Source organism: Candidatus Accumulibacter phosphatis (genome assembly GCF_000024165.1).
GTDB lineage: Bacteria > Pseudomonadota > Gammaproteobacteria > Burkholderiales > Rhodocyclaceae > Accumulibacter > Accumulibacter phosphatis.
This window is the reverse complement of record NC_013194.1, coordinates 1,101,566-1,115,626: the sequence shown is the minus strand read 5'-3', so window position 1 is coordinate 1,115,626 and position 14,061 is coordinate 1,101,566. Positions and strand designations below refer to the sequence as shown.

Sequence of the window (14,061 nt, the reverse complement as noted above, 5' to 3'; positions counted from 1 at the left end):
TTTCACAGGAGATCAAGAGGAGGAGGAGGAAGAGTGCTGTTTGATGATCGCCAGCTTGCCAGCCAGGCCGCGGTCGATGAGCGCGGGGGCGAAACCGTTGATCCAGGCGAAGAGGCGCTCCGGAAATCCGAAATGACTCTCGCCGTCGCCACGACGCAGGGCGCGCACGATCTGCCGAGCGACGTCTTCGGCGCTGTCGCTGTGGTTCTTCAGCGCCCGGTTCAACGCCTTGACGGGGTCGCTGTTGAGCGGCGTATCGATGGCGCGCGGCGCGATGTGGACGACCGACACCAGCGAATCGGCAAGTTCACGACGCAAGGCCTGGGAAAACCCGCGCAGCCCGGCCTTGGCCGCCGAGTAGGCGACGAAGCCGGGAAACGGCAGGCTGCCGAAGGTCGAACCAATGTTCACGATCGCCGCTTGCGGCTGTGCCTTCAACCATGGCAGCAGCGCGTGCGTCAGACGAACCGGCGCTTCCAGGTTGGTGGCGAGGACCCCCTCGATCGTCGGCCAATCCTGATTCTCGAACAGGCCGAAAGCGCCGACACCGGCATTGTTGATGAGGACATTGATGCCGAACTCGCGCGCGGCACCCGCCAGGGCGACGACTCCCGCCGGCCGCCCGAGATCGGCGCAGACACTGGCGACGCCAGTTCCCAGCGACGTCGAGAGGGCGGCCAGGCGGCCCTGATCGCGCCCGGCGAGCAGCAGTGCGGCGCCGGCGTCGTTCAGCTGGCGAGCCAGTTCCTGGCCAAGGCCACCACTGGCGCCGGTCAGGAGAATGCGGGCATTCTTCAAGTCCATGATGGTTCCTCGCGCGGCAGTGCCCGGAAGACATCGCCATAGAGTTTGTAGAAAACGCGCGCGCTGCGCAGCACATCGGCCTGATCGTCGGGCACCATGCGCGCGAGCAGATCGGCCAGATGCCGGGTGTGCTCCTGGTCCAGCGTACCGTGCGAGCGCAGGTACGAAAAAGCCGCATTCGGCAGTGCCAGCGCCTCCTGGATGCGATCGGCCGCCTGCAGGGCCAGGGCGATGCTGGTGCCTTCGAGAACGAAAACCATACCGAAGAACGCCGCTGGATTGCCGCGGTTGAGCAGGTCGTAGGCGTAGGCGACCATGACTTCGGCCGGCAATTCCGGCTGGCTGTTGCGCACGGCCGCCGCATCGCCGCCGGCGGCGGCGATGTCGTTGAGGATCCATTCCTCGTGGCCGATCTCCTCGTCGATGTAGTCTGCGACCGCTCGCCGCAGCCATGCCAGACGTTCGGGCAGGCGGCCGCCGAGGGTCATCAGCAAAGGCGTCGTATGGCGAACGTGGTGATACGCCTGCCCCAGGAAGGCCAGGTAGCTGGCCCTGCTGACGCGTCCCTGCAGGCAGTCGGCGATGACCGGTGCCGCCAGCAGATGCGCGCGCTCGGCGGCTGTGGCAGCGATCAGTTGTTCATAAAACGACATTGGTGGCTTCCTGATCAAGATAGAGTGCCGCCAGTTCGGCAGCATACTGAGTGAAGATGGCGCTGCGAATTGGTCGCCCGTTGCCGGTGGCCAGAGCGTTCGCTGCGCCGAACGGTGCGGCTGCGATCCAGCGCGCGACACGCGCGTAGTCGGGCAGCGCAGCATTGGCCCGCTGGACGGCAGCAGCCAGGCCGGCAGCGTCGACGCCGGGCGATCCGACGAGCACGGCGCTGAGCCAGGGCTTGCCGTCGCCGGCGACAACCGCCTGGGCGATGGCTGGCTGCGCCAGGAGGACCGACTCGACCCATTCGGGGGCGATGTTGCGGCCGTAGGACGTGATCAACAGATTCCTGCACCGACCCGACAGATGCAGATGACCGTCGGCGTCGAAGCAGCCCAGGTCGCCAGTGGCGAACTCGCGCGCCGGCACGAGCGTCCCGGCGGTCTCGATCGGCGGCTCGCCGACGTAGCCGAGGAATGCGCGCGCAGCGACGCGAACTTCACCGTCGACGATACGCACGCCGACGTGGTCGAGGGGGCGTCCGACATCGTTGCCGTCGTCACCGGGGCGGTTGATGCTGACCACCGAGCCACACTCGGTCAATCCATAGCCCTGGTAAGCGGGCAAGCCGAGCGCCCGCGCCTCGCTCAGCAGAGCCGGGGAGACGCGGGCGCCGCCGACGGCGAGGTAGCGCAGTGCCGCTGGCGCGCGTTGCCCAGCCGCCGTCAGGAACAGGCTCCATGCCTTGAGCAGTTCGGGCACGAGGATCAGGCTGTCCGGACGCGCCGCGTCGACTTCGCGCTGTAGCGCGGCCGGGTCGAAACCGGCCATGCCCCGCCATCCCAGGCGCTGCAGATCAGGCAGGCAGACTTCGGCACCGCGCAACAGTGGCGCGTAGACTCCGGCGCTGTTCTCGAGCAGCAAGGGCAGAGGCAGGACCGCCAGATGCCTGCGGATCGGCAGGTCGGCCAGGCGACTGGCAACGGCACGGGCGGTATCGAGCAGGCCGGCGGCGCTCAGGCATGCCCCCTTGGGGGTACCGGTGCTGCCCGAGGTGAACGACACCTTGGCAGTGGCCGTGGGCAGCGACACGCTCACGGCCGAGCGCTGCATCCAGACAAGGCCATGCCACTTGCCGCCGATCGCGAACCCCAGATCCAGCTTGGCTATGCGTGCCGGCTGGTCGGTGAGGAGCGTGTCGGCGCCGCTTTGCTCGAGCGCGTGCGCGAGCTGCGCCTGGCTGAAGAAATCGGGTAACGGCAGATGCACGATTCCCGCGCGCAGGGCGGCGAGATCGGCGATCACCCACGCCGGGCCATTGTCAGCCAGCACGGCAAGAACGCGACTGCTGGCCAGCCGGCTGGCCAGCAGCTCGATCGCCGACAGCAGCTCCGCGGTACGCCAGGTCTGCGTCGTTCCCTGCAGGACGACCTCGTCCGGCGCTCTGGCGGCCAGTGCGGCAAACAGCAGATCGCCGCTCATGGGCGCCGGCCGATCCGCTCGAGAGCCATGCGGATGCGACCAGCGACGACGATCGGCTGCGTGTCGTAATAGTGGCCCCAGGCGGCGGCATCGTCACCGAGGCGGGCGGGGTCGGCCGAGGCCAGCGCCAGCAAGGGCAGCCCCAGGCGGCCAAGAATGCCGATCAGTTCGCGGGTGGCGGTGAACACGACCCACTCATAGCCCAGGCGGTCGAGGTGAACGGCGAGAGCGAGCACCACTTGAGCCGTCCCGCCAGGCTTCTCGGCAGCCAGATTCCCGACTTCGACGATACGCTCACGGCGCACGCGCTGGTTGGCGAGTTCAGCCATGGCCTGCTCGACCGGCTGGTCGAGATAACGCTCGAGAAACAGCGCGTCACTCGCCGCAGCACGCCAACCGGTGGCGGCGACTGTCCGGTCATGCTGTTCGAGGAGCAGCAGGTTGGGGGCAAACGACGATACGTCGGCGCCGTGGTGCCGCGCGAAGACCGTCCGGATGAAGGACTCGGTTTCCTTGCGCCGCGGTGAACCGACGACACTGTGGGTGACGAGGACTGGGCTGGAACGGCTGTCGAACACGTCGCGTCTTGCGGTCTGCATGGCAGATCCCTGGTGAAGAATTGCCACCAGTTTGCGAGCTGATCCTTAAAGTCCTCTTAATGGGGCGAATCGCGGGAACATCATGGCAGACGCCTTGCTGGTGCCGGCAAGGGCTGTGCACCCGATTGGGGCTTGGCGCGCGACCGCCATTGACAATATTGCCTGGCGAAGTGGGAAGAGCGTGGCTCCGCTGCATCCCGCCGCGAGGTCAGGGACGGTCTGCGTCGGGCTCCGCCGGACGCCCGATCAACTCGCGCAGAATTCCGGCGACTGCCCAGACCATCAGGGCAACGCCGGCAGCGACGGTAATCACCGCCGTTGGCGTACTGGTCGGGAAGTCGGGAATGAACAGCGTCTCGCCCCGGGCCAACCACAACGCACCGCTCGCCAGGATCAGCATGCCGACGACATCGAGCAGCGCAAACAACAGCACACGCGGCGTAACCCGCGAGCGTTGGCGTGCCTGCATACCGCCTACTTGACGCGCATGCCGGGTGCGGCCCCGGCGTCCGGCGCGAGCAGGAAAATCCCCGGCGCTTGACCGTCGGGATCCGAGGCAGCCAAAACCATTCCCTCGGACATGCCGAATTTCATCTTGCGCGGGGCGAGGTTGGCGACCATCACCGTCAGCCGGCCAACGAGCGCCGCCGGATCGTAGGCCGCCTTGATCCCGGCAAAGACCTGCCGGCTGCCGAGCGGGCCGATGTCGAGCAGCAGGCGAACCAGCTTGTCGGCGCCATCGACGTGCGCCGCCTCGCTGATGCGGGCTATGCGCAGGTCGATCCGCATGAAGTCGTCGAGACTGACGTGTGGTCCGGCGGCGGTTGCCACGGCAGCCTGCGCGACGGCGACGACGGCCGCCTTCTCCTGCTGCTCGGCGTGTTTTTGCGGCGCGGCCTGCGGGAGTGGCGCGCGCGATTCGCGATTGGCTTCGACCAGCGCCTCGACGAGCTTCCTGTCCACGCGCGTCATCAGGTGCCGGTAGGCATTGATCGCATGCCCGGCGGCGAGAACGGTAGCCGAGTCCTCCCAGACAAACGGGGCGACGTTGAGAAATGCCTCGGCCCTGGCACTGAGGGCCGGCAGGACCGGTTTGAGCAGAATGGCGAACAGGCGAAAGAGGTTGAGCGCATTGCTGCAGGCGGCCTGGAGTTCGCTCTCGCGCCCAGCCTGGCGGGCGAGTTCCCAGGGCTTGACGCTGTCGACATACTGATTGGCGAGGTCGGTGAGGGCCATGATTTCGCGAATGGCCTTGCCGAAGTCGCGCGCTTCATAATGGTCCGCGATCAGCGCGCGCCGGTCACGGATGGCCTGGATCGCCGGCAGGCTTTCGTCACAGGTGCACAGCTGGCCGGCAAAATGCTTGACGACGAAGCCAGCCGAGCGGCTGGCGATGTTCACGAACTTACCGACCATGTCCGAGTTGACGCGGGCAATGAAATCATCGAGATTGAGGTCGATATCCTCCATCGAACTCGACAGCTTCGCCGCGTAGTAGTAGCGCAGCCATTCCGGGTCCAGGCCCTGCGCGAGATAGCTTTCGGCGGTGATGAAAGTGCCGCGTGACTTGGACATCTTGGCGCCGTCAACGGTCAGGAAGCCATGCGCAAAGACCTTGCTCGGCGTGCGATACCCGGCGTGCTCGAGTTCTGCCGGCCAGAACAGGGCGTGGAAATAAAGGATGTCCTTGCCGATGAAGTGATAGAGCTCGGTTGCCGAACCCGGCCGCCAGTACTCGTCGAAGTCGAGACCTTGCCGGTCGCAGAGATTGCGGAACGCCCCCATGTAGCCGATCGGCGCGTCCAGCCAGACGTAGAAGTACTTGCCGGGCGCGCCGGGGATTTCGAAGCCGAAGTAAGGTGCGTCGCGCGAGATGTCCCAGTCGGTCAGATGATTCTCGCCCTCGGCTCCCAGCCACTCCTGGAGTTTGTTGGCCGCTTCGCTCTGCAGGCGGCCTTCTGCCTGCGTCCAGCGGCGCAGAAAGGTCTGGCAGCGCGGGTCGGAGAGCTTGAAGAAATAGTGCTCGGACTGCCGCAGTTCCGGTCTGGCGCCGGAAACCGCCGAATACGGGTTCTTCAGGTCGTTCGCGGTATAGGCAGCGCCGCAGCTTTCGCAGTTGTCACCGTACTGGTCGTGCGCACCGCACTTCGGGCATTCCCCCTTGATGAAACGGTCGGGCAGGAACATCTGCTTGAGCGGGTCGTAGTACTGCTCGATGACGCGCGTTTCGATCAGACCGGCCGCCTGCAACCGGGCGTAGATCTCGTTGGCACAGCGGCGAGTCTCGTCGGAATGGGTCGTGTAGTAGTTGTCGAAACCGATATGGAAGCCGGAAAAATCGCGGGCATGCTCGCCCTGCACACGTTCGATCAGCGTCTCGGGAGTGATTCCCTCGGCCTCTGCACGCAGCATGATGGGTGTGCCGTGCGTGTCGTCGGCACACACGTACCAGCACTCGTGGCCGCGCATCTTCTGGAAGCGTACCCAGATGTCGGTCTGAATGTACTCGACCAGATGACCAAGGTGGATTGCGCCGTTGGCATACGGCAGGGCGGAAGTGACGAGAATCTTGCGTGTCATTGGGCTTGGCGCAACCGGGACAAAAAGCCATTCTACCAAAGCGCAGCAAGGCTGAGCGCGATTGGCCCCGCAAGCATTGCCGGTGGTGTCTGATTCCCGGCCCCGTCCGCCAAGAAGTGTCGCCTAAATACCGGCGATTAGCTATGATTCTGGCCAGACCACAAGCGGAGTGCAAGAAAATGCGGAAGAACCTGCCGGTAACCAATCTCGAAACGATCCTGCCTGACAACGAGTTCATCTATTCGCGCACGGATGCGAAAGGAGTCATCGTCGAAGCCAACGAGGCCTTCGCCAAGGTCAGCGGCTTCACGCGTGAGGAAATGATCGGGCAGCCGCACAATCTGGTTCGCCATCCGGACATGCCCGAGGAGGCGTTCGCCGACATGTGGCGCGATCTGAAGGCCGGTCGCCCCTGGTGCGGCCTGGTCAAGAATCGTCGCAAGGACGGCGGCTTCTATTGGGTCGTTGCCAACGTCTCGCCGGTGCGCGAAGGTGGCCAGGTCGTCGGCTACCAGTCGGTGCGCAGTCGGCCGAGCCGCACAGAGATCAATACCGCCGATGCCGCGTACAAGCAAATCCGGGAGGGTGACAAGAGCACCCGCGTCGAACATGCTGGCCTTTGCCCTCACTTGACTCCGCTGCCACTCAAGGCGCCTGGGGGTGCGACGGATAGCCTTCGGGGTAGGAGCGCCAGATTCGAGGCGCAGGTGAGAGGGTGAAGATGTTGTACATCTGGACGGCCACGTCGAGATGCTGCAGACCGCGCCAGAGCACCTGGGTACCGGGCGGAGCGTCGCCGCGACGTCCGAGGTGGCCGCCCATCTTCGCCAGCATGCGCACCGCTTGAGCCATGCTGGGCGGTTCGTCGGGGGGTACCGAGGTCTGGTAGTGATAGCAGTGCAAGGCCTTCCATTCCACTTCTTCGAAGAAGACGGTGCATGGATGATCGGGAACCTCGCGCCCGAGCATCGTCAAGTGGTAGATGCGCCACGCCACCACCATGTCGATCCCCAGGCACGCCTGCAAGCGCGTGGCGGTGCCGAGTTGGCGATCCTTGATCCGACAGCCGCTCTTCAGGGTGCGGTGGAAGACCTCGATCCCCCAGCGCGCGGCGTACCACTCGGCGCGTTCAACGGCATCGTCGAAGGTGTTAACCGGCACGGTGGTCAGCAACATCCACTCGATTGGCTCGGGATCGTCGGTGTTCTCTTCGTATAGATGAACCGCCCACAGCTCAACCGCCGGCAGGCGACTGTCGCGCGGCGGCTGCAGCGTCACTTCGGCGAAGCGCACGGACAGCACCACCGTGCGCTTCGGGCGGTTGCCCCGCCGGGGAATGTGCAGGGTGATTTCGCCGGCGGGCGACTGGCGGCTGATGAAGTCCCACAGGGCTTCGTTCTCCACTCGCCGCTGCCGGGTACGCTCGGCCCGCACCAGCAACTTCGGCCCTGCCGGATCGCGCGCGGCCAGCGCAAACAGATCATGAATATCCGACTCCCGATCCCCCATGCTCACCAACAGGGTTTCCGGGCACAGCGCCTGAACTTCAGCCACCCGAGCGAAGCTGTTCAGCCACTTCATGCTCTCCTTTTCCTCGATCGGCAGATGCTTACGTTCCTCGCTCTTGCCGTGCTCGTCGGGATCGCGTGCCCAGCACTGGGCGTCGAGGACGCCGAGCGGTGTCCCCTCGACGCTGAACGCCACGGTGTCGTGCAGCATCAAGCCGACGGCCTGGTCGCGCGTGGTGTTGACCGGGCCCAGTCCTTGGGTTGCGGGATGATGCGAATAGTTGAGCGTCGTCGTATCCTGCGGGACCAGGACGATCCGGTGCGCTCGAATGCGCTCGATGGTCGCTTCGATGTGCGGGGTCAGAATCGCTTGCAGGTTCACCTGGCGGTTACGGAGAAAGCGATACGCGGCCATCGTGCCGGCGCGCGAAGCGCAGGCTTCGGGGACATTCGCCTGCGGGCGATGGAAGAAGTCGAGCGCAAGGGACACCAGCCGTCGTTTGAGGCGCTCATCGTACCAGCGAACGGTGGCAAATTCTTCTTCCGCCCAGTTGCTCGCCGGCGCACGGGGGGAGGTGCGCAGGCCGTCGTGGGGTTTCGCGGACAATCGCTCGCGCCACTGCGTGTCCAATGGCAGCAGGAAGATCTGTTTGGCCACGCCATCACGGCGCCCAGAGGTGGTTCCGACGTCCATCCAGTTGGCCGCGCGGTAGCAGTGGCCGGGAAAACGCGTGGGATCGACGAAGGTCTCCAGCAACAGCGGCCGTACGTCGTAGCGCGCTTCCCAGTCCGCCGGCAGTCGCCGGCTCGCGAGTCCGAGCACGTGTGAGGCAAGATTCGGCACCTGCACGCCCGGTCGGATCAAGAAGCGGGCATTCGCCACCACCTGCCGCAGGTTGTACCGACGCGCCGCATCATCCCACCCAATCGCTTTGTCACGCTCCTTCAGGGCCCAACTCGCCGAGGTGAAACCGAGCGCTCCCAGCCAGCCGTAGAGTTCGCAGCGCACCAGGTAGCGCAACTGGGCACCACAGAGGGGCTTTTCGCCCAGGTAGTGTTCGCGCGCCATCAGCGCGCGCCAGATTTGTGCTTCCCGACTCCCCGCCTCGACGGCCACCAACTCGACGGCACCCAGCGTTGCCAGCGGCCCACTGACGCGGAGGTCTTCCACTTCCAGCGTGGTCGGCTGGCGTGGCGTGAATCGGGCCCGGACGGCCGGAAGTTCGATGACCTGGCGCCGCACGAGCTGTGCCAACGCTTTGCGGCAGCCGCCTTCCTGCCAACCGCCCGTCGTGGTACGCCAATCGAGCCACTCGCAAACCCGCCGCGACAGCGCCCGACGCGATATCTCCGGCACCGACGTGACGGCCTCCCGGATTCGATCCAGAAGGTCGATGGAGAATTCTTGGCCACAGAGACGCATGCCCAGAGCTTAGCGCTCACGGCCAACGGAGTCAAGTGTGTGGGAGCTTCAGGTCGAACATGGCCGGGTCGTCGATCGTCGGGCGGCGTCGGTCCGGGCGGTTCTCGCGCTGCCGATCCAGCTCACCCTGATCGGCATCGCTGCAGTTGCCGGCGCCGCGATGCGCTTGGCGGGGGGGAACCTCGGCAGCGGCGCACTCGCGACTGCCCTCGACGTCGTCGCGACCGTCCTGGGCTTGTACGGCCTGTGCTTTCTTTTCGTCTACGCGCCGCGCGTCATTCGTGATCTCAACGCCTTCGGTGCCTGGCTCGATGGCCTCCTGACTACCGGCAACCTCAAGCAACGCGTAAATTCTCAACGCCATGACCTGATCGGCACGGTAATCCAGAAGACCGACAATTTCGTTTCCTCCGTCCAGGCAACCGTGCAGGGAATGGCCGACGTCGCGGCGCAGGTTGGCAGCGCGACCCACGAGGTCGGAGCCGGCGTGCAGCAAGTTCACCAATCGGCGCGCAAGCAGAGCGACGCGACCTCCTCCGCGGCAGCGGCGGTCGAAGAGGTGACGATGTCGATCGGCGAAGTGGCGGAGAACGCGCGCTCGACGCGTGAGGTCGCGCATCATACCGGCAAGGTATCACGCGATGGCTTCGAGCGATCCGGGCAGGCCTGCGAAGCGATTCTTTCACTCTCGGAAACGGTCACGGTCTCTGCGGAACAGGTCGAAACCCTGGGCCAACGTTCGGCGGAAATCAGCCAGATTGCCAGCGTCATCAAAGAGATCGCCGATCAGACGAACCTGCTGGCGCTCAACGCCGCTATCGAGGCAGCACGTGCCGGCGAGCAGGGACGCGGCTTTGCTGTCGTCGCCGACGAGGTGCGCAAGCTCGCCGAGCGCACCGGCAAGGCAACTCAGGAGATCAGCGCCATGATCGCCATCATCCAGAGCGAGACGAAGCTCGCCGTCGATGGCATGCGCGCCGGCGCCGCCCAGGTTGGCGAAGGCGTAAACCTCGTTCATTCCTCACAGGAAGCGTTGCAAAGGATCAAGGACGAGATGGACGACACGATCCGGCGCGTCGACGAGATCTCGCATGCGTCGGTCGAACAACAGGCAGCGATGACCCAACTGGCCCAGAACGTCGAGCAGGTAGCAGCGATGACCGAACAGAACGTTTCGGTGGTCGCGCACACCGACGTGATGGTCAGCCGGCTGAGTTCGATCGTCGAGCGGATGGAAAAATCGGTCAACCAGTTCACGGTCTGAGCACACCGCAGACGCCCCCCCCTGTGATCTGCAGGCTGATCCGCACCACTGCAGCGGGCGTCGTCGCTTGGCGCTGGTCGTCAGAGGCAAGCCCGCATCGCGGACGAATCCGCCACCTTGGAACCAGGACTACAGGCTCACCGCATCGGCACGTCACTGCAACAAATGGAATTCTCAACGCATTGACGGTGCGTGTTTATTGACCGCATGAATGGCGGTTTCACTGTAACTTCACGGCAGTTCCGGCTTGTCTCCGATGCTATCAGCATGGTATAATGCGCTTCCTGGGGTTCGGATCAGGTGGTTTCCGACCCCGAACGGGGCGAGGAGCCCCTTTTTCTCGCGGCTGGGTCTCCTGTCCCAGCCGCTCATTCTTGTCCACGGGGGTAGTGATGGCGGAGCAGAAGCTGGGAAATCCGGCGGTTGTCGGTCTGGCCGGTTTTGGTTTGACGACGATGGTGTTGCAGTTTCATAACGTCGGCTGGATGGGCCTCGGCCCGGTCATCTGGCTGGGACTCATCTTTGGCGGGCTGGCGCAGATGATCGCGGGCTTGCAGGAGATGAAAACGGGCAACAACTTCGGCTATTGCGCCTTTACCGCCTACGGCTGTTTCTGGATCGCGCTGGCGCTGCTCCTGATCGGCAACCACTACAACCTGTACACCTCGAGCAAGACCGACGTCGGCTGGTTCCTCGTGGCGTGGACGCTCTTCACGTTCATCCTGTGGATCGGCTCGCTGCGCATTCACGGCGCTCTGGCACTGACGTTCACGTTGTTGTTGATCGGGTTCATCCTGCTCGATCTTGCGCACTTCGGCTATCCCGAACTCACCGTTGTCGCCGGCTACGAGCTGATGGTCACGGCCGCGATGGCCTGGTACATCATGGCGCACATTATTTATGCCGACGTCTTTGGCCGCGACATCCTGCCGGTGGGCAGGCCGTGGATCGGCTAGGGTCAGTCAGGTCGGTGGCCGGCTCGCCAGGACTTCCTGGCAGCGACCGGACCAGCCGACATCGTGAACAAGTTCTGAAGGAGCAAGATGCTATGAAAAATGGGAAAGCGATCGGCCTGATCGCGGCTTTGGCCGCTTGCGGCTTTGTACCCTGCGCGAGTGCCGCCGATGCGGACATCGCAACTGCCGAAGAGGCCGTCAACAACGTGCGGGCGGCCGCCAAATTCCTGCACGACAAGGGCTCGGCCGGCTACGCGGAGTTCAACAACAAGGATGGCAAATGGGTGTGGAAGGACAGCTATGTCTTCGTCTACGACTGCCGCCGCAACAGAATGATGGCACACCCCTTGCGGCCCGATCTGGTCGGCCAGCCGATCATGCAGATCACCGACAATGCGGGCAAGTTCATCTTCAAGGAACTCTGCAAGGTCGGTAGCGAACCGCGTGGCGGCTGGGTGGAATACATGTGGCAGAAGCCGGGGGCCGGCAAGCTTTCGCGGAAGCTCTCCTATGCCCTGGCGGCGGACATATCCTTCACCACCGGCATCCAGGTGAGCGCCGGCATCTACGATGAAAAGCTGACTGCGCCGGAACTCGGCAAGGTACTCGAGAAGATGTCCGACCCGGCCAAGTATCCGGCCCTTTGACGACCGCGACAAGCGGGCGGCCAAGCTGACCGGGCCGCCTTGCTTGTCGAGCCTGCCGGCACTATCCTCACTATCTCACTATCCTTCTAGCACGACGTGGCCGCGCCCGGCGGCGTTGCGCCGACCAGACGCCGTGCCTCGGCGACGACCCTTGCCACAGTGATCCCGAAGAACTCGTAGAGTTCGGCAGCCGGCGCGGATTCGCCAAAGCGGTCGATACCGACCACAGCACCATGGCCACCGAGATACTTCCACCACAGGTCGGGATGTCCGGCTTCGACGGCGACTATCGGCAGCGATGGCGGCAGCACTTCCTGCCGATACGCTTGGGCCTGCAGGTCGAATCGTCGTTGACACGGCATGGAGACCACGCAAGCGGCGATACCCTCCGCGCGTAGCGCGGCCTGCGCATCGACGGCGACGGCGACTTCCGAGCCCGTGGCAATCAGCACGACCTGAGGAATCTCCGCATCGGCGTGCCGGAGGACGTAGCCGCCAAGCCTGATCCCGGCAAGCTGCTCGGCGGTCCGGGACAGTGCCGGGAGATTCTGCCGGGAAAGGAGGAAGCAGGAGGGGCCATCCTGCCGTTCCAGCGCCGCAGTCCAGGCCACCGCCGTCTCCATTGCGTCGGCCGGGCGCCACACGTCGAGACCCGGGATCAGCCGCAAGGACGCGGCCTGTTCGATCGGCTGGTGCGTCGGACCGTCCTCGCCAAGGCCGATCGAGTCGTGCGTGTAAACCATCAATTGCCGCAGCCGCATCAGCGACGCCATGCGTATGGCGTTGCGCGCATAGTCGGAAAAGACCAGGAAGGTCGCGGTGTAGGGAATGAAGCCACCGTGCAGGGCAATCCCGTTGGCAAGCGCCGTCATGCCGAACTCGCGCACGCCATAGCTGACGTAGTTGCCGCCCGGCTCCCGGTTGGCGGGTCGCGTGCCGCTCCAGTTGGTGAGATTCGACCCGGTCAGGTCGGCCGAACCACCCAGCAACTCGGGCAGGAGCGGGGCGACGGCCTCGATCACGTTCTGCGATGCCTTGCGTGTCGCCACGGCACCGGTCTGCGTCGCCAGCTTGTCGAGCAAGGCGGCCACCCGGGCGTGCCAGTCGCCCGGCAGCTCACCGCGCGTCCGGCGTTCGAATTCGGCTGCCGCTTCGGGGTAGGCTGCACGATACGCGGCGAAATTCGCCGTCCAGACTTCTTCGGCGGCTTCGCCACGGGCGCTGGCATCCCAGCCGCGGCGAACGTCGTCCGGGATTTCGAACGCGGCAAATGGCCATTCGAGCTGGCGGCGAGTATTGGCGATTTCGCTGGCGCCCAGGGGTGCACCATGCACGTCGTGCGTGCCCCCTTTGTTCGGCGAACCAAACCCGATCATCGTCTTGCAGCAGATCAGCGTCGGCCGCCCGGTTTGCGTCTTGGCGATGCGAATCGCCGCCTCTATCGAATCGGGGTCATGCCCGTCGCAGTGTGGGACGACGCGCCAGCCGTAGGCCTCGAAACGCTTCGGCGTGTCATCGGCGAACCAGGGCTTGACGTGGCCGTCGATCGAGATGTCATTGTCGTCATAAAAGACGATCAGCTTGGACAGTGACAAACGGCCAGCCAGCGAACACACCTCGTGCGAAACCCCTTCCATGAGGCAGCCATCGCCGATGAAGGCATAGGTGTAGTGGTCGACGATCGCGTGCTCGGCGCGGTTGAAGGTCTCGGCGAGCAGACGTTCGGCCAGAGCCATGCCCACAGCATTAGCGAGGCCCTGCCCAAGAGGCCCGGTCGTCGTTTCGACACCCGGGGTCATACCGAACTCCGGGTGGCCGGGAGTCCGCGAATGCAGTTGCCGAAAGCGCTTGAGTTCCTCGATCGGCAGATCGTAGCCGGAGAGATGCAGCAGAGCGTAGATCAGCATCGACCCATGCCCGTTCGACAGCACGAAGCGGTCACGGTCGACCCAGTCGGGATTGGCCGGATTGTGCTTCAGGTGGTGACGCCAGAGGACCTCGGCGATGTCGGCCATGCCCATCGGCATCCCCGGGTGGCCGGAATTGGCGGCCTGGACGGCATCGATGGCGAGAAAGCGCAACGCGTTGGCGCAGCGACGGCGGAACTTGCGGGATTGCGTCGGCACAATAATCTCCTTCAATCA

Annotated in this window: 12 protein-coding genes; 4 read left to right on the top strand and 8 right to left on the bottom strand. The window is 64.7% G+C overall.

Annotated features, from left to right (window positions below; genetic code table 11):
- Positions 1–12: 12 nt before the first annotated feature.
- From CAP2UW1_RS04870 to metG, 6 genes are all read right to left on the bottom strand, one after another.
- Positions 13–804: an SDR family oxidoreductase gene (locus CAP2UW1_RS04870; protein ID WP_015765544.1), complete on the bottom strand. Its 792-nt coding sequence runs from the start codon at positions 802–804 to the stop codon at positions 13–15.
- A complete protein-coding gene (locus CAP2UW1_RS04865; protein WP_015765543.1) occupies positions 795–1,457 on the bottom strand; it encodes a TenA family transcriptional regulator in 663 nt (220 codons plus the stop codon). Before CAP2UW1_RS04865 ends, CAP2UW1_RS04870 begins: the two co-directional genes overlap by 10 nt.
- Positions 1,444–2,940 (bottom strand): AMP-binding protein, encoded by a 1,497-nt coding sequence (locus tag CAP2UW1_RS04860; protein ID WP_015765542.1) that lies wholly within the window; start codon positions 2,938–2,940, stop codon positions 1,444–1,446. The genes CAP2UW1_RS04865 and CAP2UW1_RS04860 overlap by 14 nt, the downstream gene beginning before the upstream one ends.
- Entirely contained in the window at positions 2,937–3,539 is a 603-nt protein-coding gene (locus tag CAP2UW1_RS04855) for a thermostable hemolysin (protein WP_015765541.1), read from the bottom strand. The genes CAP2UW1_RS04860 and CAP2UW1_RS04855 overlap by 4 nt, the downstream gene beginning before the upstream one ends.
- 208 nt (positions 3,540–3,747) lie before the next feature.
- Positions 3,748–4,008: a hypothetical protein gene (locus CAP2UW1_RS04850; RefSeq protein ID WP_015765540.1), complete on the bottom strand. Its 261-nt coding sequence runs from the start codon at positions 4,006–4,008 to the stop codon at positions 3,748–3,750.
- 5 nt (positions 4,009–4,013) lie between these two features.
- A complete protein-coding gene (metG, locus tag CAP2UW1_RS04845; RefSeq protein ID WP_015765539.1) occupies positions 4,014–6,119 on the bottom strand; it encodes a methionine--tRNA ligase in 2,106 nt (701 codons plus the stop codon).
- Between the two features lie 179 nt (positions 6,120–6,298).
- On the opposite strand from metG, the gene CAP2UW1_RS24350 reads away from it, so the two are divergent.
- A complete protein-coding gene (locus CAP2UW1_RS24350; protein WP_015765538.1) occupies positions 6,299–6,838 on the top strand; it encodes a PAS domain-containing protein in 540 nt (179 codons plus the stop codon).
- Here the strand turns inward: CAP2UW1_RS24350 and CAP2UW1_RS23530 are convergent.
- Positions 6,765–8,984, bottom strand: coding sequence for an IS4 family transposase (locus tag CAP2UW1_RS23530; RefSeq protein WP_291911760.1), 2,220 nt, complete (start codon positions 8,982–8,984; stop codon positions 6,765–6,767). The two genes, CAP2UW1_RS24350 and CAP2UW1_RS23530, sit on opposite strands and share 74 nt — an antisense overlap.
- 103 nt (positions 8,985–9,087) lie before the next feature.
- Here CAP2UW1_RS23530 and CAP2UW1_RS04830 point away from each other — a divergent pair, with 103 nt between their 5' ends.
- From CAP2UW1_RS04830 to CAP2UW1_RS04820, 3 genes are all read left to right on the top strand, one after another.
- Positions 9,088–10,314 (top strand): methyl-accepting chemotaxis protein, encoded by a 1,227-nt coding sequence (locus CAP2UW1_RS04830; protein ID WP_015765536.1) that lies wholly within the window; start codon positions 9,088–9,090, stop codon positions 10,312–10,314.
- A 392-nt stretch (positions 10,315–10,706) separates the two neighbouring features.
- Complete coding sequence (locus tag CAP2UW1_RS04825) at positions 10,707–11,270, top strand: acetate uptake transporter (RefSeq protein WP_015765535.1); 564 nt, start codon at positions 10,707–10,709, stop codon at positions 11,268–11,270.
- A 92-nt stretch (positions 11,271–11,362) separates the two neighbouring features.
- On the top strand, positions 11,363–11,917 hold the full coding sequence (locus CAP2UW1_RS04820) for a cache domain-containing protein (RefSeq protein ID WP_015765534.1): 555 nt from the start codon (positions 11,363–11,365) through the stop codon (positions 11,915–11,917).
- A gap of 86 nt (positions 11,918–12,003) precedes the next feature.
- Here the strand turns inward: CAP2UW1_RS04820 and tkt are convergent, their stop codons facing one another.
- A complete protein-coding gene (gene tkt / locus CAP2UW1_RS04815) occupies positions 12,004–14,043 on the bottom strand; it encodes a transketolase (protein WP_015765533.1) in 2,040 nt (679 codons plus the stop codon).
- Between the last annotated feature and the right edge of the window lie 18 nt (positions 14,044–14,061).